Source organism: Legionella sp. PC997, from assembly GCF_014109825.1.
GTDB lineage: Bacteria > Pseudomonadota > Gammaproteobacteria > Legionellales > Legionellaceae > Legionella.
Genome location: NZ_CP059576.1, coordinates 2,692,589 through 2,713,482, shown reverse-complemented (window position 1 = coordinate 2,713,482; position 20,894 = coordinate 2,692,589). Strand labels below are relative to the sequence as shown.

Here is a 20,894-nt window from a genome sequence, read left to right as displayed (position 1 = left end):
TTGTTATTACTCGACCTTTTTCTAGAGTTATTAAAAATTGATCCAACATAATTTCCCTTGAGAAAATTATGTTGGACTTTAGGTGCATTGCTTTTGTTTTAAATAAGAGAAGATTGGATTAATCTGAAGTATCAGAACTTCCATTAGTATTGTTAGTATTATTTTGTTGAGATTTATCCCATCCTTCTTTATTTCCTTTATCCCAACCCTGAGGTGTTTTATTTTGTAAACCAGCTGGCTCTTTGTTTTCTAAACCAGGAGGAGTTCCTGTTGTATCAGTACCTGTGGTTGTAGTGGTATCAGTACCTGTGTTTGTAGTGGTATCAGTACCTGTGTTTGTAGTGGTATCGGTACCTGTGTTTGTAGTGGTATCGGTACCTGTGTTTGTAGTGGTATCGGTACCTGTGCTTGTAGTGGTATCGGTACCTGTGCTTGGTGTGGTATCAGTACCTGTGTTTGTGGTGCTTCCTGTACCTGTATTTGCAGAATCACAATTTCCTATAACAGGTAAAAATAGAAGACTTGCAAAACCGTAAATAATTAATCTTTTCATAGAAATCTCCTTATAGTGAATAATCCTATTTATCCATTATAGTATAATTATTTATCAGTATTAATTGTAATATAAGAGTATGTAACTTTTTTGCCTTAAATAAGTAGCATTTGTATGTGGGAAATGGTAGTGGTGAAAATTATCCATAGTATGGACTATGGAATTTTTAGTTCTCCACCACCACGATATTCACCTCAATTCACTAGTTTTACCATGCATTGCTTTCATCTTAAAAGTTGTAAGCGGTAAAAAAATCAACCTATTGAAGTACATTTAGATTGGAGATTTCGGTTGCTGGATTGTTCTGTGCACTGGTTTGTGAAAATAGGCCATTTTTTGAGTTTAATTCACGATTTAAAATTAACTTGTTGAGTGCTGCCGTGGCTAAATCGTCGAAAATAACAAATTTATCATGTTTTTGACCAGTGGCTAAATTCTTGATGAGAATACCTGCTTCTTTAATTTTTTGTCCCTTCAATTCATTGTCTTCTTCCATCTCATAAGTAACATAAGCTACTCTAAAAATATCATCGAGAGAATAGATGCCAAATCGATCATTTTTTCCTAATTCTTCGTTTTTTTGATTTATAGATTCAACTAATTTGATAGCCTCCTCTTTGGTTCCCATCTCAATTACTCGATACAATGTCGCGTATTGCATATTGCCCCATTGTTCACAATATCCAACTAATCCAACAGAAGATAAATTAGAATCATTCTCATCTAATAAAGGATAAGCAGGGGCTTTAAATTGAATAGCTGCATTAACTGCAGTAAAAAAACTGCTATTAATACCATCTTTTAAAAACTTAAACCCACCACCTAATGCTAGGGAGTTTTCAAAATTATTAGTTGCAGGATTTAATTTCCCGGAAGCCAATACCAGTAATTTATCGTTGTTTTTGACTTTAATAATAGTAATTATGCCGGCACCATTTAAAGGGATTTCATCACCTGGAAATTTTTGATTCGCTAGTGATTGTTTATAATCAGGTTTAAATGTAGAAACTTTCATTCCTGAATGAGTATTTGTAAGCGGCATACACCTCTCCAATGTTAATATAAAAATAAATAATTATACAAAGTGACTCTATTGGGGGCAATTGCTTTTACATAATTTTAGTTATAATACAGGTGCATATTTATGGATATTCCGGTTATGACCAATACCTTTTCGATCTTAATAATTTAAGTCCTATACTATCATTAATGGACCTATTTTTATTGGTTACTTAATGCATCATCAAAGTTTAGCAATTTTCGTTTTTATGACTTGTTCTACTGCCGTTTCCGCACAATGCATCCAAGACCAGTATGGGGAAGTGGTTTGTGGGAAGGGGGCTTGTCTTATGGACAATAATCTCAAGGTGGTTTGCTCACCATATAAAAATGGCGAATGTGAAAAAGATAGTTATGGGAAAGTTATTTGTGGTCCTGGGCAATGTTTACGAAATCGTGACGGCACTGTTGTTTGTTCCACCTTTCCAGAAGGTGGTTGTGCTAAGAATCAATACGGTGATGTGATATGTGGCGCAGGAAAATGTGTTAAAGACAGAAGTGGTGAGGTTGTTTGCGGAGGGGAAGGTGAAAGTTGCGAACTTAATTCTTATGGAGAGGTTAAGTGCGGTAAATAGCAAGGGAGTGTCTCTTTGAAAACAGTTAATACTTAAGGTATGACGGTTTGAAAAACTTTAATGTATAAGTGGGTAGTATGTTTGGTTTATCAATGTCTATTAATATGCAACTTAATTTTTGGACGGGTGCGTCCCAACATTTTATTGGCAACACGAAGTAAGAAAGAACACCATACGCCATACAATACAGATAAATGCATAAAATATAAAGAACGATAGGCTAATTGAGCCACTTTGCCTCCAACAAAATAACGCATTTTGCCTATCCCCGTAATATCTCCATAGGTACCGTAGCAACTTATTGCGATTAAAGATCCTTTATCTTCATATTTAAAATCAAGCAGTTCTTTATTATTTAATCTATTTTTTAATGATTTTGCTAATAAATATGCTTGCTGGTGAGCTGATTGTGCCCGGGGAGGAACAGGTTTTCCTGTAGCTAAATCCATCACATTTGCACAATCACCTAGAGCAAAAATATGTTCATCATTGATAGTCTGTAATTTTGAATTAACCATTAATCGATTTAAATTATCTACAGTTAATCCATCAAGTGTTGACAAAAAATCTGGAGCTTTTACCCCTGCTGCCCATATACACATACTTGCAGGCAGAACTTTTCCGCTTTTAGTATGAACTCCTGCACTGTCAATTTGACTTACAATTTCATTGGTTAAAATTTCGATTCCTAATTCTTGTAATTTTTTAGCAGTTAAAGTGGAAAGTAATTCAGGAAGAATAGGTAATATACGAGGAGCTCCTTCAATTATTGTAATTTTAGCCAATTTTTTAATTGCATGATTAAATTGGTATTTTTCGGTCTGATTAAGGGTGTGGAGTAATTCTGCGCCCAGTTCGATTCCTGTAGCTCCACCTCCAACGATTACAATATTAAAGTTCTGATGTGCTGCCTCAAGTGCATATTGCAGGCATAAAAGCTTATCGACATATTTTTTTTGAAAATGATTTGCTTGCTCAAGATTATCAATACTCAAACAATGCTCCTTAACTCCTGGAGTATTGAAATCGTTACTTTGACTTCCAATAGCAATAATTAATGTGTCGTATTTTAAAGTCCGTTCTGGAACTATAAGATTTTGTTCTTCATCTTTGATAGCAGCAATATGGATGATCTTTTCTTTGCGATTTATGCCAACCATCGTTCCGGGTTGGTAATTATAATAGTGTGATATCGCGTGAGAGTAGAAATTGAGCTGATCCATATTTGAATCGAGAGAGCCGGCAGCAACCTCGTGTAATAAAGGTTTCCATATATGGATTTCTTGTTTATCCAGAAGAGTAATCTTAGCTAATTTCTTCTTTCCCAAATCTTTACCCAAACGAGTAACTAACTCAATTCCACCGGCTCCTCCACCCACAACTACAATATGATGTGGTTCTTTACTCATTTTAGTTTATCCTTAATCCATTTCTGTCTGAATTGGAAATAAGCTCTTTGGCTTATAATCCTCGACTAATTCAGTATATCTACGGCATTTTTCGCTTCAATATAAAGTAGCTAATCCCTAACACAACACCGTATACAATATGGCCTACTAAGGCAGGTATATTGTGTTTTATACCTTCAATAGTCCATTTGGCAAATAATGGAGTGCCAGAGGAAAGAACAGGTAATAAAGTCATAGGTCCACCCACCCACATCGCAACACCAAATAATAAACCAAGTACTACAGCTATTATCCAGGAATTAATTAACCATCCTAATATCAGGGCAAAAGCGATACCGCTTCCTATGCTCACTACAGCATGAACTACTAGACCACCTGCAATTGTTGGCATGTTAATGATCATTCCTAATGTTTCAAGCATTCCCGCATGAGCTAAAAAAAAAGCAAAAACAATTCCCGCAATAATACCTGCTATTGCACCTTGCCAAATCCAATTGAAATTTTTCACGATAGTTCCTTAAATGAAATCTTTATGTTACCTCTTGTTAATATAGATCAAATTTTTGAAATTAAGTGACTTTATGTAATCTTTTGTGTGGTGATATCAATTTTGTAGAAATATTCTTATTTTAAAAAATCGGTTCATCGGGTAGTTTTTGCATCCGATAAGTTAATCCATATTCATTTACCAATATAAAAATAGTAAGTATTACCTGAGTCACTTTTTTTTAGACACGCTACTTTTGTAGCGCAGGCAAGAATCCATCTCACAAAACCAGTACGGGAAATAATTTGAGGGATTGATTCCCGCTTGCGCGGGAATGACAAATCGCGTGAAAACATGCTAATCCTAGGAATAGGAGAATCCGGGATAGGGCATTTAGCGCCAGCATAATCTTTATTGATTGCTTACAACTTGATTGTTTCCAAAAACAACCCCATTAGGTCCTGCAGTTTGTCCGCCAGAAGATCCAAACATAGTTGTTCCTGTGACACCTAAAAATGAAGGGAGAAACAATAAAGCGGCTGAGATAAAAACTAGAGCAATTGGCGTTCCAATTGGAATTTGAGTCGGGTTATCTTTGTGTTGTTTAAACTTCATAATCGCACCGATAGAAAATCCCAAACCAGCCAAATAAGCCCCGGCAGTAATCAATTTAGCCAGATTTGTAAACGATCCAGTAATTGTTTCTGCCATTTCCCCTAAAGACACTACGGGGTTTGCTGCTTCAGCAGTATGGCTTACTAACGTCAGAAATGTAAGACAAGCAAGACTGCTTAACCAATAACTAAAACCAGGTTTATTTAGAATGTTACTTTTCACAACTTCCTCTCCAAAATTAAAAAAAAATCTGGGTATGATATTATTTAATAAATAGTTTTATTTTCAAAATAATAGATTTTAAATTTTCATATTCAAATGTAAAGAGCTAGGAGCAAATAGGTTGGACATTTAACCTACTCCGTAGAAAATTTAGATTTTTTGGGGGGTAAAATGACCTGAGGGATGGCGCTGTAATGCCTCAGATCATATAACTCAACTAGGTTTCCCAGGCAACTCTTTATATCGATTTATAACGTTTCTAAAGATTTGGCAATAGATTCAGTCATTGCTTTGGCATCTCCAAAAAGCATGTAGGTATTATCATGATAGAATAGATCATTTTCTACCCCCGCATAGCCGGGTGCTAAGCTTCGTTTAACAAATAATACGTTTCTAGCTTTTTCTACTTCTAAAACGGGCATTCCATAAATGGGTGAACTAGGATCTGTTTTTGCTGCAGGGTTCGTTATATCATTTGCTCCTATTACATAAGCTACATCACAGCTTGCAAACTCTCGGTTAATTTCACTTTGTTCAAAAACTCTGTCATAGGGAATATTGGCTTCTGCAAGCAATACATTCATATGGCCAGGCATTCGGCCAGCCACTGGATGAATTGCAAAGCGAACTTTAATGTTGCGGTGTTCTAGCGCATCAACTAATTCTTTGACCGCATGTTGAGCATGTGCTACCGCCATACCATACCCCGGAACAATAATTACATCTTTAGCATTACTTAAGAGGAATGCTGCGTCTTCACCATTACCTTGACGTACCGTTCGTGATTCATTTCCTGTGTTTATTTGTGAATTAGCTGCTGATGACTGAATGCCTCCAAAGATAACATTAAATATCGAACGGTTCATTCCAACACACATAATATAACTTAGAATCGCCCCACTTGCCCCCACTAGAGCACCGGTAATAACCAGTAAATGATTGCTGAGTGTAAATCCGATACCTGCTGCAGCCCATCCTGAATAGGAATTCAGCATGGATATAACTACGGGCATATCGGCGCCTCCAATAGGAATAATAAGTAATACACCAATTAAAAAAGCCAACCCTGCCATGATACTAAACAGTGTGAGAGTTTGGTTAATAAAAAATAAGACTAATAAACCAAGGATGGCTAAGGCTATAAGAAGATTAATCGCGTTATGACCTATAAGTTTGATGGGTTTGCCCGACATGATTCCTTGCAATTTGAGAAAGGCGATCACAGAGCCTGAAAAAGTAATAGCTCCTATTATCAAACCCAGACTCATTTCGATTAGACTTGCCTTGGCAATTGCGCCTGGGACGCCAATATGAAACGAGGTAGGGGACAAAAAGGCACAAAAAGCTACTAGAACTGCTGCCATTCCCACCAAAGAGTGAAATGCTGCAACGAGCTGAGGGATTGCAGTCATATTAATTTTATAGGCAATAAAAGTTCCAATAATGCCTCCTGCAATCATTAAACTAATGAGTAAGGGCTGATGATAAGTCGTTGGCATCATTAAAGTGGAACCTACCGCAAGAATCATTCCTGCAATCCCTAACAGATTTCCTCGTCTTGCAGACGCAGGACTGGCTAAGCCTTTTAACGCGAGTATAAAACACACAGCCGATAAGAGATAAAATAAAGGAACCAGGGTTGTCATGAGAAATCATCCTTAACTATTTATGTGTAATGACCCTATTAAATCAACTTAAGAAAATGCAGTCTTGAATCCCAGGACTTAGCTGCACCAGTCCGGTAACAAGCCCCGTGCTGAATAAATCTCTCTAGTTGACACCTTGAGGAGCGATTACCTATTTTTTATACATACGTAACATGCGTTGGGTTACCACAAATCCACCAAAAATATTAATTGAGGTAATAAATATTGCTAAACCACCGATCCAGGTGATGTCTCCAATGAACTCGCTTCCAGCAGCAATTAGGGCCCCTAAAACAATAATACTGGATATCGCATTGGTTACCGACATTAAGGGTGTATGCAAGGCTGGAGTGACCTTCCACACCACATAATACCCAACAAAGCAGGCCAAAACGAAAATAGTGAGGATGGTAATGTATGGATCACCTAATGTATTAATCTCATGCATTTTGTATCTCCTTTTTTGCCTGAAATGGTAAATATTGATTTTGATGACAAAGTACTGCTTGTTGAATAATTTCATCATTGTGATTTAATGTGATTTCCGGAGGAGTCGGCGCTAAAAGATTGATAAGATGTACCAGATTATTCGCATAAAGTTCGCTGGCAGTAGCTGGAACAAGTCCGGCAAGGTTACTGAGACCTATAATGGTAACTTCCCCATGTTTTATAGTTTTATCAAGAACGCTGACTTCACAATTTCCTCCTCGTGCAGTCGCGAGATCCACTATTACTGATCCAGGTTTCATTTGTTCTACAGTTTTTTTAAACACTAATATTGGGGCTTTTCTACCAGGAATTAAGGCAGTGGAAATGACGATATCTGATAATTTGGCATATTGATCAATAAGTTCTGCTTGGAGTTTTTTATACTCCTCACTAACTTCCGAAGCATAGCCTCCTTTCGTTTCACTGTCTTGATCTTGGCTTACTTCGATAAATTCAGCGCCTAAACTTTCTACTTGTTCTTTCGCTGCTCGCCGTACATCGAATGCGTACACGACAGCACCTAAACGTTTGGCCGTTGCGATGGCTTGTAGACCCGCGACCCCCGCACCAAGAATAAGTACCTTAGCGGGTTGAATCATCCCTGCAGCCGTCATCATCATGGGAATAACCCGATGAAATTCAGCGCATGCTTCTAAAACCGCTCTATAACCCGCTAAATTTGCTTGCGACGAGAGGCTATCCATACTTTGCGCTCGACTGATGCGCGGAATAAGATTCATTGAAAGTAATGTGACATGTTTTTCCTTGCACCATGTTATTAATTTGCTTTCGGGATCATTATCAATATGACCTATTATCAATGCGTTTGGTGATAAGCCTTCTAAGTTCTTGGAATCCGGCTCATTAATACAAAAAAGGATATTGGCTTGTTTGAGTATGGTTTTTTTATCACAAATCTTGGCACCAAGCTCTTCGTAATCCTGATCTTTGAAACCGGCAGCAAGCCCTGCGTTTTGTTCTATGGCAACATCAAAGCCTAATTTAATTAAGTGCTTTGCTGAATTAGGAGTAATGGCTACCCGAGTTTCATTGTCTGGGGCCAATAGAGTTGCGATCATCATGGTAAATCCTTTTTACCTAAATATTCTTTATCCTATTGTAATTTAGAATGATTTTCCAGAGTTATAATGAGTAACACAGAAATTGTAGTCAGTGCAGCATAGCAGAACCTAGTGTTGTAGAATTTCCGGGTGTCGCTGAATTCAGGCTTCACTTATAACTATTAGAACCTCATAGTGAGGAAGTAGTGGGTTTATTTTGCTCCTCTTGCAAACTATCCACTTCTAAAGCTAAAGCAATTTGATTGGCACATGATTCTAAGAGTTGTATTTTTTCCGGTGTAGTGAAATCATTATCCTTAGACGGTTGGACTCTTAAAACGCCCATGGTGCCTCGTGCGCCGAGTAATGGAATAAAAAGTGCATTAGAAAACGAGAGGGTATCAGTTCCCCATCCAGCTTTTTGCCCTAACTCGAATACCCACTGAGCAATACTGTATTCTTTTTCATCCAACTCTTGATGCGATTTTGCTCTTGCACGAACAACAAGACGGCCATTTTTTGGTAATAGGGCGATGATTTCGCAGTGAAGAATTTCTGAAATATAATTAATCCCAGTACGAAGCAAGCGGACGATCCCTCGCGTTCTGGATAATCTTCGACTTAAAGTATACAGAGCTGAAGTTTGATATTCTGCAAGACGTGCAACTTCTGATTGACGACGAGTAACTAAGGTTAATTGACAAATAATTAATGCCATAATAAGCATCATAACGAGGGTGAAAAAATAATCTGACTGGAGAATTAAGAAACTATAATAGGGTGGAATAAAGAAATAACTATACGCTAAAATACTGAGAAAAATTCCTGAAACTGCAGGACCAGCGCGTCCTAATAAAGCAATACACGTCATTCCAATTAAATAAGTTAGGGTTAAACTTGTATCATTAACTAAAGGATAAATTAAATAATTAATGAGTGTTGTGACTGCAACAATACAGGTCGATAAAACGTAATAGAGCCAGGAGGTCATGGGTGTGGCCAACGATTTCTTTCTTGATTTTTTTGCCCTTTCGGTCATGGTATAAACATCTATTTCACCACTGTAACGTAAAATTTCATCTGCCAAACTACGAAAGAAAAAATTTCTCCAACGAGTACGAATCTGTTTACAAATCATAATCAAGGTGACATTTTGCTCTCGGGAAAAATTAATAATTTCTTTAACGAGGTCATAACCCCTTAAAATATGAGTCTCAGCTCCCAACTGCTCTGCAAAAAATAAATTTTTTAAGGCTTGATTTCGTTGGGTTATCGATACTTGAGTGCGGGTCGAATCTACATATACGGCAATCCAATCTGCCTGCAAACTTGAGGCCATTCTTTTTGCTGCTCGAATCAGTTTATGCGACTCCGGACCAGGCCCCACGCAAACGAGGATCTTTTCCATGATTGGCCAGATATGTTTAATGCCTTGACCTTGTCTGTATAAAAGTACCTGTGTATTTACCCGTTTTGCCAGAGTGCGTAATGCTAATTCACGTAAGGCCATTAGATTGCCTTTACGGAAATAAAATTCAGCAGCAAGTCGGGCTTGTCTGGGAAGGTAAACTTTGCCCTCAGAAAGACGTTTTAATAAATCTTCCGGTGCTAAGTCAACTAACTCAATGGTATTGGCTCGTTCTATCATGACATCAGGAACAGTTTCTTGGATCGGTGCATGAATAATTTGTGAGACATCATCATTGAGGCTCTCTATATGTTGAACATTGAGCGTGGTATAGACATTAATCCCCCGGTGGAGTAATTCTTTTATATCTTGCCAGCGTTTTTTATGCCGTACACCGCTTACATTGGTATGTGCCATTTCATCGATAAGAATCAATCCTGGATTTCTTTTTAAAGAAGCATCCAGATCAAATTCCTGTAATTGTTTACCGTGATATTCAATGGTTATTTTAGGCAAAACGATGAAGTCTTTAAGTAGTTCTTCAATTTCAATACGCCCATGAGATTCGACAATACCTACTACTACATCTAATCCTTTAGCTTGTTCTCCCATTGCTTCATGAAGCATCGAATAAGTTTTTCCTACTCCTGGGGCCGCGCCAAGGTAGATCTTGAGCTTACCACGTTGCTTTTGTTGCTCTTCCTCGATAACTTGTTGTAATAATGCATTGGGATCCGGGCGTTTATCTGTCATTAATTTGTCCTTATATGATCCAATGCTAAATTGAGCTCCAACACACTAATTCGTGGCTCTCCTAAAAGATGGAGGGTACGTTTTTTTATTAATTGATTCACTAATTTTTGAATTTCTTGTTCTGAAATATGACGTGCTTTAGCGATCCGCGGTATCTGATAGTAGGCTGCTAGCGGACTTATTTCCGGATCCAGGCCACTCGCCGATGCAGTAACTAAATCAACTGGAACAAGTTGCTTTTTCATCATCGTTGGATCTTCCAAATTGTATTGCTGCAGTTTGGAGACTCGTTGTTTTACGATTGCCAAAAAGTTTGGGTTTGAAGGCCCCATATTTGATCCAGAAGAATAAGCTGCGTTATAAGGAAATGGAACGGTGGCAGAAGGGCGTCCCCAGAAGTAATCGGGTGCATCAAAGTATTGTCCAATTAATGCAGAACCAATCGGTTTGGAGTCAACCAGTAATAAACTGCCATTTGCTTGATAAGGAAAAAATATTTGAGCTAATGCAGTAACTACTGCAGGATAAATTAAACCTGTTATTAAAGAGAAAAGGAGCAGAAATATTAAAGCTGTTTTTATTTGTTTTAGAGCTTCTTTAATCATTTTTTATCCTGTTAAACCTAAGGCGACTAAGATTAGATCGATTATTTTGATTCCAACAAAAGGAACTATAAATCCACCTAATCCATAGATGAATACGTTATTTCGCAGAAGTTCTGCGGCAGGAAGACGTCGGTATTTAATACCACTCAAAGCTAAAGGTATAAGAAGAACAATGATTATTGCATTAAAAATTACAGCGGATAACACTGCCGTCTGGGGAGTTGCAAGATTCATGATATTGAATGCATTGAGCACAGGATAAGTACTTACAAAGGCGGCCGGTAAAATGGCAAAATATTTAGCGATATCATTGGCAATACTAAACGTAGCCAAAGCACCGCGCGTCATCAATAATTGCTTTCCTATTTCTACTACTTCAATTAGTTTAGTGGGGTTTGAATCCAGATCGACCAAATTACCCGCTTCTTTCGCTGCTTGTGTTCCCGTGTTCATTGCCACAGCAACATCTGCCTGAGCAAGTGCCGGTGCATCATTCGTTCCATCACCAGTCATTGCAACTAAATGACCTTGAGCTTGTAGGTTACGTATTAATGTAAGTTTGTCTTCTGGTTTTGCATTCGCTAGAAAATCATCTACTCCAGCTTCACCAGCAATTGAGGCAGCCGTTAGAGGATTATCTCCAGTTACCATGATGGTTTTAATTCCCATTTGCCTTAGTTGTGCAAAACGCTCTCGAATTCCACCTTTAATAACGTCTTTAAGACGAATAATGCCTAGAACTTTTGGGCCTTCTGTAACAACCAGTGCAGTTCCTCCTTGTCGTGAAATAATCTCCACATTTTTTTTCACGTTGTCAGGAACATATCCTCCTAACTGGTTGATGTATTCTTCGATTGCTTCCGATGATCCTTTACGAATTTGTCGATCGCCGATATTTGCGCCACTCATCCGAGTTTGTGCGGTGAATGGAATAAATGTTGCTTGTAATGGGGCAAGAGTTCTACCACGTAACTTATATTTTCTTTTAGCAAGAATAACAATGCTGCGGCCTTCGGGAGTTTCATCAGCAAGTGAGGCGAATTGGGCTGCATCGGCTAGATCATTAATATCCACACCTTCTGCAGGAACAAACTCTGTTGCCTGCCGATTACCTAAAGTAATAGTTCCTGTCTTATCAAGTATCAAAACGTCGACATCACCTGCAGCCTCAACTGCTCGTCCTGATAAGGCAATGACATTGGCTTGAATCATTCGATCCATACCTGAAATGCCAATAGCAGAAAGTAATCCTCCAATTGTTGTGGGAGCAAGGCAAACAAAAAGAGCAACAAGTACCGTGATTGAAATTGCTGAACCTGATTTTGTTACAGAGACACTATAAATCGAAAAAGAAAGTAGAGTGCTACAAACCACTAAAAAAACAATAGTTAATGCTGCAAGTAAAATAGTTAATGCGAGTTCATTGGGTGTTTTTTGTCTTTTTGCTCCTTCAACTAGGGTAATCATCCGATCTAAGAATGTTTCCCCCGGGTTAGAGGTGATGCGAATAATAAGCCAATCAGAAATAATTTGTGTACCTCCTGTTACTGCACTACGATCTCCTCCACTTTCCCGAATAACAGGCGCACTTTCGCCAGTGATGGCACTTTCATTTACTGAGGCAATTCCTTCTATAATCTCCCCATCACTCGGTATGAAATCACCTGCTTCAACCAAGACCAGATCCCCAGCACGTAATTTCACGGAGGGAATTATGGTAAATTTTGCATTTTTAGATGCCTTTGCCAATTTTTTAGCTTGAATTTCATGACGTGCTCGTCGTAGCTCTTGCGCTTGAGCTTTGCCACGACCCTCTGCCATAGCTTCTGCAAAATTGGCAAATAAGAGTGTAAACCAAAGCCACAAACTAATGGCGAGAATAAAAAAAGTTGGTGCTTCACCTTTGCCTAAGCATGCTTGTATAAAGAGAATCGTGGTAATAATTGAACTTATATAAACTGTAAACATTACCGGATTTTTTATTTGAACATGGGGTGCTAATTTGTAAAAAGAGTCAAGTAAGGCACCTCGTATAATACTAAAATCCCAAATGGACTTTGATTTAGTAGCCATATTTCCCCCAAAGCATCAAATGCTCCACGATAGGGCCAAGAGCAAGAGCGGGTAAAAAGGACAACGCCCCTAGAACGATCGCAATATAAACTAATAAAGTAACAAAGAGGGGGGTATGAGTGGCTAACGTACCTAAACTATTTGGAATACGTTTTTTCTTAACCAGCGAACCAGCAAGGGCAAGAACGGGGATAGCCAGCCAATATCTGCTAATTAACATGAGGATACCACCAACAATATTATAAAAAGGGGTATTGGCATTTAAGCCAGCAAAAGAACTGCCATTATTGTTCCCAATCGAAGTAAACCCATAGAGTATTTCTGTAAAACCATGGGCGCCGGGATTTGTTATGGAGTTTACACCAACGTGAGTTACAGAAGCATACGCGGTCGTTATGAGGACAATAAGAGGCATAATTAATACAGCAATTGAAGCCATTTTCATTTCATAAGGTTCAATTTTTTTACCTAGGTATTCAGGGGTTCTGCCCACCATTAGCCCGGCAACAAATACAGTGAGGATGATCAGCATGAGCATTCCAGATAATCCAGAGCCCACTCCTCCAAAACTAACTTCACCTAAATGCATCATCCACAAAGGGATCATTCCGCCTAGAGGGGTAAATGAATCCAGTATGGAGTTGGCAGAGCCGTTAGAAGTTGCGGTGGTAGCTGTTGCCCAAATTGCCGAGTTAACAACTCCAAAACGGGTCTCTTTGCCCTCCATATTCCCAGCGGGGTAAAATTCAGATTGAGGAGTAGTATCAATCCCCAGATGGTGAAATGCAGGATTTCCTTTTTGCTCGACTACAATTTCAAACAGTAAACATGGAACAAACAAAATGGACATGGCTATTAAGATTGCCCAGCCTTGTCTTTTATCATGCACCATGGTGCCAAAGGTGAAACAAAAAGCTGCAGGAATTAGTAAGATTGCTACCATCTCCAAAAAATTGCTCAATGGAGTGGGATTTTCAAATGGATGAGCCGAATTGACATTAAAAAAACCCCCACCATTGGTACCGAGCTGCTTTATGGCAATTTGTGATGCTACCGGCCCCATGGGTATGATTTGCTCAGTTACGGTTATCGGTATTGTTCTGGGATTGCCTTGGCTATCTAATGCTTGTCCCATGGCTTTTGTTACAGGCTGTTGGTAGGTAAATGGGTGACTGAGGGTAATTTTTTGAAAAGGTTTAAAATTTTGAATGACACCTTGAGAGCATAGAATAAGTGCAAAAATCAGCGACAAAGGCAATAAGATATAGAGAATTCCGCGGACGGTATCTACCCAGAAATTTCCTAACCCCTTACTCTCGTGCTTTATGATGCCCCGTATTAATGCAACTAATAAAGACATCCCTGTGGCGGCCGAAATGAAGTTTTGTACTGTGAGTGCAAACATCTGAGTTAAATAACTCATTGTCGTTTCCCCACTATAAGCTTGCCAGTTGGTATTGGTGGTAAAACTTATGGCAGTATTAAATGCGAGATCAGGCGAGGGAGAGTGATATCCTTGAGGATTCAATGGCAAATAGAATTGAAGACGTTGCACGAGGTAAACAACCAGTAATCCTGATAAGTTTAAGAAAAGCATGTTTGCTAAATAAGTTTTCCATCCCATATCTTCTTGAGCATGGATGCCGCAAATCTTATAGATTAAGTGTTCGAAAGGTTTTAATAGAATGTCTAAAAAGCAAGGACGGCCCTGATACACTCGTGCCATGTACCAACCCAAGGGTTTTACAAGGAACAACAAAAAAAGTAGGTAAAATGCAATTTGTAGCAAACCAGGCTTTGTCATAAGGGTCCATCCCATGTCTAATTGAATCCATGGCTTAAAATAATTCAGGTTTGAATAATACAACTAACAAAAAAACTAACAAGCCGAAGGCGATAATTCCACAGATTAAATACAAGCTCATAATTCACTCCTTGATAAATCATCATAAAATCTTATTAATCCAAAGGATAAAGTGAAAAAGAACAGGATAAGTAAGAGCAATAAAAGATCCATATAATCTAAGTCCATTTTATAGTATGTATTAATTATAATACGAACTCAGGCTTTAAGTGTTTGATTATAGTAATTATAGGTGAAAAAAGGCAATCAAACTGATAATGAATGATTATAAGATTGTAAGTACCTACCATCTGGTATCGGTTCTGAGTTGTGGGCATAAGGGCATAGTTTGTTTTCAGGAGTAAATAAAAAAGGGCATATTATTTTAATACGCCCTTTTTGGAATTTGGGATAGACAGTAAGATTGAGTACAGTCCTTTTACCAAGGTGGACTCCTCTGGAGTGTTTTAGGCTTCTTAGTACATGCTAAGCTTGCTCACCGCACTCTCAATCTGGCTCCCAGAGTAAATAATGTTGGCTGAACAATGTGTACTGTCTATGGTTTTATGATAGGCCACTCTCAGTGTTAATGCCACATGATTTTGCTGGTTTTTTGCAAAGATTTCGTTAAAGTTAAAAACGGTTTAACTAGGTTATTGAATTCATGTAGAAAATAAAACGCGGACTTTAGCAATAACCGCGGTGGAACGAAGCAAAACTCAGATTTAATTACGCGGGTACACGGTTTTGCTGCGCTACAGGGTTTAATTTCTCACTTAACTATGTCGTTTAATGCCAAAGAAGGGAACGCCTATGTAGGGTCTTCTTGTTGTGTAACTTCTAGGGTTTTTTCCTGTTTGTAAGAAAATTTGGGTGTAGTACAGTTTGCCCTGTTTATCACGGGCAACTCCTATACCCGTCAAGTTATAATTTCCTACAATGTTTCTCCTATGGCCTGGACTTTTGACCCATTGGCTCACTACAATTTCAGCAGTTTTATAGTTGTACGCAACATTCTCGGCACCACCGCCAGTATTTTTAATTTGTGAACGTAGTTTTTTAATGCGTTTTCCAAAATCTTGATGACCAAAAGGCATACGATGGTTGGCCATATCCTGGGAGTGTTGTTTTGCTTGAATTACAATATTATTATCCATTGTAAGTTTGGATAAGCCATGTTGCTGCCGGTATTTGTTAATATAGAATAAAACAGCATTTTGAAGGGCGGTGTCACTTTCCGCATGCCTTGCTGAAGAAACGGCATAAGCATTGGGCAATAAGTTGAACAGAATCAAATTTAAAACAACTATTTTAGTTTTTAAAGACATAACTATTCTCTTTTCATGATAAAATCGACTGGAATAGTGACTAAAAAACTCTCATTTGTCTAGAGTTGATTTGTATCAGATTAATTCAAAATAAAAAAATATTAAACTCTCTGGTTTGAAATGTTTCTCGTCTATCTTGGAGAGCAAATTAATGGCTCAAACTTGCTATAGCATCCGTTAAGTCTTCGACTTCGCCGGAATAATGAAAGTAAATTCGTTTTTTTGAACAGTCTATAATGCACAGGGGTTCTTGAGCTTGATCGCCAAATTGTTTAAATATCCAAAATATCCCGTCACTATGTTGGTGTTCTATTTCTTTTAATAGGTCCACCATTTTATCGTTTTTCAGGGCGGAATGAGGACAATTTAAACTGGTTGTGCCGTGAGTGATTTTGTAGGCGTAATGTTGTTCTTTCATAATAGTACTCCATGCTACTCTTCGATAGAGAAGTAGATCCGTTTTGATTACATTATAGTCTATTGTAGCTTCGGTGCATTTGCCTTTAGGAACAACTATCTTTATAGATTAACAGACAATCCTAAAAGAACGGCATGTAAGGTGGGGATATTAGATAATTGTTCTCTTTTGGAGTAGGTTTCAAAATGAAAATTGGGTCCATTGCCACTGAAGATTCCTTGATATAATAAGCTTAAGTTGGCCAAAGCACTAATTGGATAACCAAAACCTGCTTGTATTTCACCTGCTAATTGGGAAATATCATTAAGAGGAACCCGCTCGTCTCGCCAATGTCTATAGGCAAGCCCACCTTTTAGTTGAGCAAAAAAAGAACTATTTCCCAGAGGATCACTTTTAGATGTAATTAATAAATCCAAGGTAGGAGCAAGCGTGGTTTGCATAGGAATCCATCTTTTCAGAGCATGAAAAGCTTCTTGGGGCATATTAAGCTTTATTCGAGTACCCGTTTGCAGTCCTAGTTCCAAGCCTAATGCAATATTGCCAGCCAGCATCATTTCATTGGCCAGTGCTAATCGACCTATGGGGACATTTTTATCTCTGGAGGATGTTACCTGATAAGTACCTGTGCCAGCGCTAGCAGTAACAGACCATGGTTGATCTTGTGATGTTAGTTTAGGGAAATAATCGCCAGCCATCGCATTAAATGATAATAAAATTCCTATTACAATTAATTTCATATGCCATATCCCTAAATGAATTGTTCATAATCATACTTTTGCATACCCACAAATCAGGATTTTCAGTTCCATCACTGCAAAAGCACCTATGGGAATATTAAATATAAAAAAGCAACAAACACTTCGATGATGAATTAAGCGCCTTTTTATCAAATTTGGCGGAGAGAGAGGGATTCGAACCCTCGATACGTTGCCGTATACACACTTTCCAGGCGTGCGCCTTCGACCGCTCGGCCATCTCTCCCAATTCGGGCAAGCTTATACAGGTCGGATAATAAAATCAACCCTGTATTGACCTAAATTTGTAACTTATTCGTAACTTATAATCGTTATTGTATATACTATGAATAAATAGGCACCTAAAGACTTTACTATTTGGTTTGCAGATTTTCTTACTTTTGAAAAGAAAGCGGTGAAACGTTCTGTAAAAGGATTGAATTATGTTAGTACGAACTTTTATTTTGATTTCCAGCCTCATCTCTTCAAGCTCGCTTTGGGCGGAGATTACTTGTTATTACACTCTCGTTAAAGATAATTGTTGGATCAAATATGATGTATCTGTAGATGTAATGGATGCCGTGAGCGCTAAAATTTTAACCACAATTACTGTTCCAGTTGGAAAATCCTGGACACGCCAAACATTTCCTTGTGAGCCGGGCCAAAAATTAATGTATCAAGCTCGTTTTTCTCCAATTTTTTGGCAAAGTGATGAGGGTAAAACTTATCTTGCCAAAAATTATTGGTCCTTACCTAATACCATTAACCCTGGGGATTCAGCTTGGAACGTGACCGTTTGTTATTCAAGTGATTTTGCATTAGTTCCTCTTCCTCCTAATGCCCCAGGTAATTGCAGTTGTGATTTTAATGATATCCCAGCAATACCGCCAAAAAAGATATAAATGGCATTAATTTTTATCTTTGTGTATGATTCACTTACTACAACATCAACTATTCTTTAAGAAATTTTTTTTCTTATTTGTTGACGGAGCGACTGATGATTACTCTAAGAAATAAAATTGGTCAGATGTTAGTTATGGGATTTGACGGTTGTGATATACATGCCAAGAGTCCTATAGCGGAATGGCTGTCTTCAGATGGATTAGGCGGTGTTTTATTATTTGATCAGGATGCTTCTACAAAGTCCTACGGTAAGAATTTAAAAAACCAAACCCAAATCAAACGTCTAACTCATCAACTCAATTATTATTACCATTCGGCAGAAGTCGATTTCAAAAATAACGGGTTGCCTTTACTAATTGCCATAGATTATGAAGGAGGAAGCATTGATCGCTTGTCTCGAGTTGAAGGATGCATGCCGACTATGAATGCCTACAACATGGGCCAATTATCCCCTGGGGATTTGAAGGCTGAGTTGACGCAAATGGCATATACATTAAAATCATTGGGTTTTAATCTTAATTTTGCACCCGTTGTTGATTTGCATTTGCAAGATCAGCAGGGGATTATTGGTAATTTACAACGTAGTTTTTCAGGCGATCCTGAGGAAGTAGTTCGTTTGGCCAGAGCATTTGTGGAAGTTTTCGAGCAGTATGGTATTGCATGTTGCTATAAGCATTTCCCAGGTCATGGCAGTGCATTAGGTGATACCCATGAAGGGTTTGTAGATGTTACCAATACCTTTCATGAAGATGAGTTAGTCCCTTACTATCAGCTTGTCCGAGATGTTTATCATCCAACTATGATCATGACCGCGCATGTGATAAATAAGCAGTTGGATGATGAGGGGTTACCTGCAACGTTATCTCACCATATTTTAACCGGCTTGTTGCGCCAAAGAATGGGCTACGATGGAGTAATCATTGCAGATGACCTGCAAATGCAAGCAATTACCGATCATTATTCACTTGAGGATGCCTTATGCCTTACAATCAATGCGGGGACTGATATGCTGATCTTTGCAAACCAATTAGCAAAAATTACGGCACCAGCAGTAATTGAGATAATTGAACGTTTGGTTTTCGAGCAAAAAATAACTTCCAAACGTATAGAGGATGCTTATCGCCGAATCATCCGTTTCAAGCAACAAATCAATTGTCTTGAATTGGTTGACTGATGGATCAGCAGATTCTAAAATCTCTTGACGAACAAGTATGATGTGTTAGAATATCTCTAATTGCGCATTTTTTGATCAGAAAATATAAGGTTTTTATGGTGACTCACTCCAAGCAAACAACTCATCGCTCAACTCTTGCTTACTTCAAACTCGTTTCTTGTTGTTGCTGTTAATTTAATCTTTTCATTTTTTACTTTATTGATTTTTAAGGATTATTAACATGTGTGCAGCACATCATCAAAAAAAACTCCTCCTCAGCACTCCTGTGCTTTATGCATTAATGATTGGTTTAGGTATCTTTAGCGGGATGTCCAATATCGTTGTTTTAAAAGAGGTAGGATTATTAATTTCTGATTTATTTATTAAGCTGTTTAAATGCATTAGCTTGCCTATTATTTCTCTTTCTATCATTGTAACTCTAGCCAATTACAAGACCGATGGATTCATGAAGAAAATTTGGCAGCGAACACTTAAGTATACTTTTTCTACGACTATAGTGGCTGCCATGATTAGTTGCTTGCTTTATATTTTAATCCAACCCAGCACTGTCCAGGTTAATTTGGATACGCAAACAGTCAAATCAGCAAGTAGTTTGGGTTACTTAGGATATTTGGCAAATATTATTCCTACCAATTTATTATCTCCTTTTCTCGAACAGCAAGTAATAGGAGTACTGTTCTTAAGTATTATTATCGGTATTGCAGTGCGTCAAATTCCTGAGGAGGAGTCTCGGGAAACGATTACGCGATTCTTCCGTGGTGCTCATGGGATGTTTTTGGTAATGACTCGTTGGATTATCACCATTATTCCATTGGGATTATTTGGTTTTATTACTTCCACAGTTGTACAGTTGCGCTCAGGAATGGATATTAAAGGGATAGGTGAGTATTTATTGATTGTTGTTTTAGCAAACCTCATTCAAGGTTTTGTAATATTACCTCTGTGGTTAAAAACGAATAAGGTGAAGCCATTTGCAGCAATGCGTTCTATGCTTCCTGCATTATCAGTAGCATTTTTCTCTAAGTCCTCAGTAGGGACCTTGCCGGTCACCATGAATACTATAGAAAATAATTTGCAAGTAAAGCCCTCAGTAAGCCGTTTTGTTTTACCTTTATGCACTAGTATTAATATGAACGGATGCGCCGCCTTTATTTTTGCTACGGTAATTTATTTAATGCAGAGTCATGGTATGCCCATTTCTTATGGCACTATGGTTTTATGGATATTCGTTGCTACAGTAGCGGCCATCGGTAATGCCGGTGTACCCATGGGATGTTTCTTTCTGAGCGTTAGTTTACTATCGAGTATGAATGTTCCTATTGTCCTTATGGGTGTTATCTTACCTTTTTATGGTTTAATTGATATGCTGGAAACTGCGTTAAATGTTTGGTCTGATGCATGTGTGACCAAAATTGTGAATGATAAAGCAATTGCCGAAGAACAGGGTGAGTTAAAACCCAGAAAAGTATCTCCATATGAACCTGAGTTGGGTTAAAATTATTGTCACTTGGGTAGCATAAGGAGCCCGGGTTGTAACCC

20 protein-coding genes and 1 tRNA gene are annotated in these 20,894 nt (G+C 38.2%); 4 read left to right on the top strand and 17 right to left on the bottom strand.

Annotation, left to right across the window (positions count from 1 at the left end):
* Nucleotides 1-118: 118 nt before the first annotated feature.
* The gene (locus HBNCFIEN_RS17735) at nucleotides 119-553 is read right to left on the bottom strand and encodes a hypothetical protein (protein ID WP_255464202.1); all 435 of its coding nucleotides are present in this window, start codon (nucleotides 551-553) and stop codon (nucleotides 119-121) included.
* A gap of 259 nt (nucleotides 554-812) precedes the next feature.
* Complete coding sequence (locus HBNCFIEN_RS11675) at nucleotides 813-1,595, bottom strand: hypothetical protein (RefSeq protein WP_182391253.1); 783 nt, start codon at nucleotides 1,593-1,595, stop codon at nucleotides 813-815.
* Between the two features lie 193 nt (nucleotides 1,596-1,788).
* Here HBNCFIEN_RS11675 and HBNCFIEN_RS11670 point away from each other — a divergent pair, with 193 nt between their 5' ends.
* Nucleotides 1,789-2,187, top strand: coding sequence for a hypothetical protein (locus tag HBNCFIEN_RS11670; RefSeq protein ID WP_182391252.1), 399 nt, complete (start codon nucleotides 1,789-1,791; stop codon nucleotides 2,185-2,187).
* 89 nt (nucleotides 2,188-2,276) lie between these two features.
* Here the strand turns inward: HBNCFIEN_RS11670 and HBNCFIEN_RS11665 are convergent, their stop codons facing one another.
* The 15 genes from HBNCFIEN_RS11665 to HBNCFIEN_RS11595 all read right to left on the bottom strand — a co-directional run bounded on the left by HBNCFIEN_RS11665 (nucleotide 2,277) and on the right by HBNCFIEN_RS11595 (nucleotide 17,525).
* On the bottom strand, nucleotides 2,277-3,596 hold the full coding sequence (locus HBNCFIEN_RS11665) for an NAD(P)/FAD-dependent oxidoreductase (RefSeq protein ID WP_182391251.1): 1,320 nt from the start codon (nucleotides 3,594-3,596) through the stop codon (nucleotides 2,277-2,279).
* 79 nt (nucleotides 3,597-3,675) lie between these two features.
* Nucleotides 3,676-4,104: a hypothetical protein gene (locus HBNCFIEN_RS11660; RefSeq protein ID WP_182391250.1), complete on the bottom strand. Its 429-nt coding sequence runs from the start codon at nucleotides 4,102-4,104 to the stop codon at nucleotides 3,676-3,678.
* A gap of 390 nt (nucleotides 4,105-4,494) precedes the next feature.
* The gene (locus HBNCFIEN_RS11655) at nucleotides 4,495-4,920 is read right to left on the bottom strand and encodes a type IV secretion protein IcmD (protein ID WP_182391249.1); all 426 of its coding nucleotides are present in this window, start codon (nucleotides 4,918-4,920) and stop codon (nucleotides 4,495-4,497) included.
* Between the two features lie 248 nt (nucleotides 4,921-5,168).
* On the bottom strand, nucleotides 5,169-6,566 hold the full coding sequence (locus HBNCFIEN_RS11650; protein ID WP_182391248.1) for an NAD(P)(+) transhydrogenase (Re/Si-specific) subunit beta: 1,398 nt from the start codon (nucleotides 6,564-6,566) through the stop codon (nucleotides 5,169-5,171).
* 151 nt (nucleotides 6,567-6,717) lie between these two features.
* Nucleotides 6,718-7,014: a proton-translocating transhydrogenase family protein gene (locus tag HBNCFIEN_RS11645; protein ID WP_182391247.1), complete on the bottom strand. Its 297-nt coding sequence runs from the start codon at nucleotides 7,012-7,014 to the stop codon at nucleotides 6,718-6,720.
* Nucleotides 7,007-8,137, bottom strand: a complete 1,131-nt coding sequence (locus tag HBNCFIEN_RS11640; RefSeq protein ID WP_182391246.1) for a Re/Si-specific NAD(P)(+) transhydrogenase subunit alpha — start codon at nucleotides 8,135-8,137, stop codon at nucleotides 7,007-7,009. Before HBNCFIEN_RS11640 ends, HBNCFIEN_RS11645 begins: the two co-directional genes overlap by 8 nt.
* A gap of 169 nt (nucleotides 8,138-8,306) precedes the next feature.
* Nucleotides 8,307-10,277 carry a DUF4118 domain-containing protein gene (locus tag HBNCFIEN_RS11635; RefSeq protein ID WP_182391245.1) on the bottom strand — a complete coding sequence of 657 codons (1,971 nt, stop codon included), beginning with the start codon at nucleotides 10,275-10,277 and terminating at the stop codon, nucleotides 8,307-8,309.
* Nucleotides 10,277-10,882 carry a potassium-transporting ATPase subunit KdpC gene (gene kdpC, locus HBNCFIEN_RS11630; protein WP_182391244.1) on the bottom strand — a complete coding sequence of 202 codons (606 nt, stop codon included), beginning with the start codon at nucleotides 10,880-10,882 and terminating at the stop codon, nucleotides 10,277-10,279. Before kdpC ends, HBNCFIEN_RS11635 begins: the two co-directional genes overlap by 1 nt.
* Nucleotides 10,883-10,885: 3 nt before the next feature.
* Nucleotides 10,886-12,955: a potassium-transporting ATPase subunit KdpB gene (gene kdpB, locus HBNCFIEN_RS11625; protein ID WP_182391243.1), complete on the bottom strand. Its 2,070-nt coding sequence runs from the start codon at nucleotides 12,953-12,955 to the stop codon at nucleotides 10,886-10,888.
* Entirely contained in the window at nucleotides 12,945-14,759 is a 1,815-nt protein-coding gene (gene kdpA / locus HBNCFIEN_RS11620; protein ID WP_182391242.1) for a potassium-transporting ATPase subunit KdpA, read from the bottom strand. The genes kdpB and kdpA overlap by 11 nt, the downstream gene beginning before the upstream one ends.
* A 34-nt stretch (nucleotides 14,760-14,793) precedes the next feature.
* Entirely contained in the window at nucleotides 14,794-14,880 is an 87-nt protein-coding gene (locus HBNCFIEN_RS17860; protein WP_220471025.1) for a potassium-transporting ATPase subunit F, read from the bottom strand.
* Nucleotides 14,881-15,574: 694 nt separating this feature from the next.
* Nucleotides 15,575-16,126 carry a CAP domain-containing protein gene (locus HBNCFIEN_RS11610; protein WP_182391241.1) on the bottom strand — a complete coding sequence of 184 codons (552 nt, stop codon included), beginning with the start codon at nucleotides 16,124-16,126 and terminating at the stop codon, nucleotides 15,575-15,577.
* A 148-nt stretch (nucleotides 16,127-16,274) separates the two neighbouring features.
* Nucleotides 16,275-16,544 (bottom strand): hypothetical protein, encoded by a 270-nt coding sequence (locus HBNCFIEN_RS11605; protein WP_182391240.1) that lies wholly within the window; start codon nucleotides 16,542-16,544, stop codon nucleotides 16,275-16,277.
* A gap of 101 nt (nucleotides 16,545-16,645) precedes the next feature.
* Nucleotides 16,646-17,281: a hypothetical protein gene (locus tag HBNCFIEN_RS11600; RefSeq protein WP_182391239.1), complete on the bottom strand. Its 636-nt coding sequence runs from the start codon at nucleotides 17,279-17,281 to the stop codon at nucleotides 16,646-16,648.
* Nucleotides 17,282-17,437: 156 nt separating this feature from the next.
* A tRNA-Ser gene (locus tag HBNCFIEN_RS11595) sits at nucleotides 17,438-17,525 on the bottom strand.
* Between the two features lie 196 nt (nucleotides 17,526-17,721).
* Here HBNCFIEN_RS11595 and HBNCFIEN_RS11590 point away from each other — a divergent pair.
* The 3 genes from HBNCFIEN_RS11590 (at nucleotide 17,722) to HBNCFIEN_RS11580 (ending at nucleotide 20,850) form a co-directional block, all read left to right on the top strand.
* The gene (locus tag HBNCFIEN_RS11590) at nucleotides 17,722-18,180 is read left to right on the top strand and encodes a hypothetical protein (RefSeq protein WP_182391238.1); all 459 of its coding nucleotides are present in this window, start codon (nucleotides 17,722-17,724) and stop codon (nucleotides 18,178-18,180) included.
* Between the two features lie 95 nt (nucleotides 18,181-18,275).
* Nucleotides 18,276-19,355, top strand: coding sequence for a glycoside hydrolase family 3 protein (locus HBNCFIEN_RS11585; protein ID WP_182391237.1), 1,080 nt, complete (start codon nucleotides 18,276-18,278; stop codon nucleotides 19,353-19,355).
* 220 nt (nucleotides 19,356-19,575) lie between these two features.
* Nucleotides 19,576-20,850, top strand: a complete 1,275-nt coding sequence (locus tag HBNCFIEN_RS11580; RefSeq protein ID WP_182391236.1) for a dicarboxylate/amino acid:cation symporter — start codon at nucleotides 19,576-19,578, stop codon at nucleotides 20,848-20,850.
* Nucleotides 20,851-20,894 lie beyond the last annotated feature (44 nt).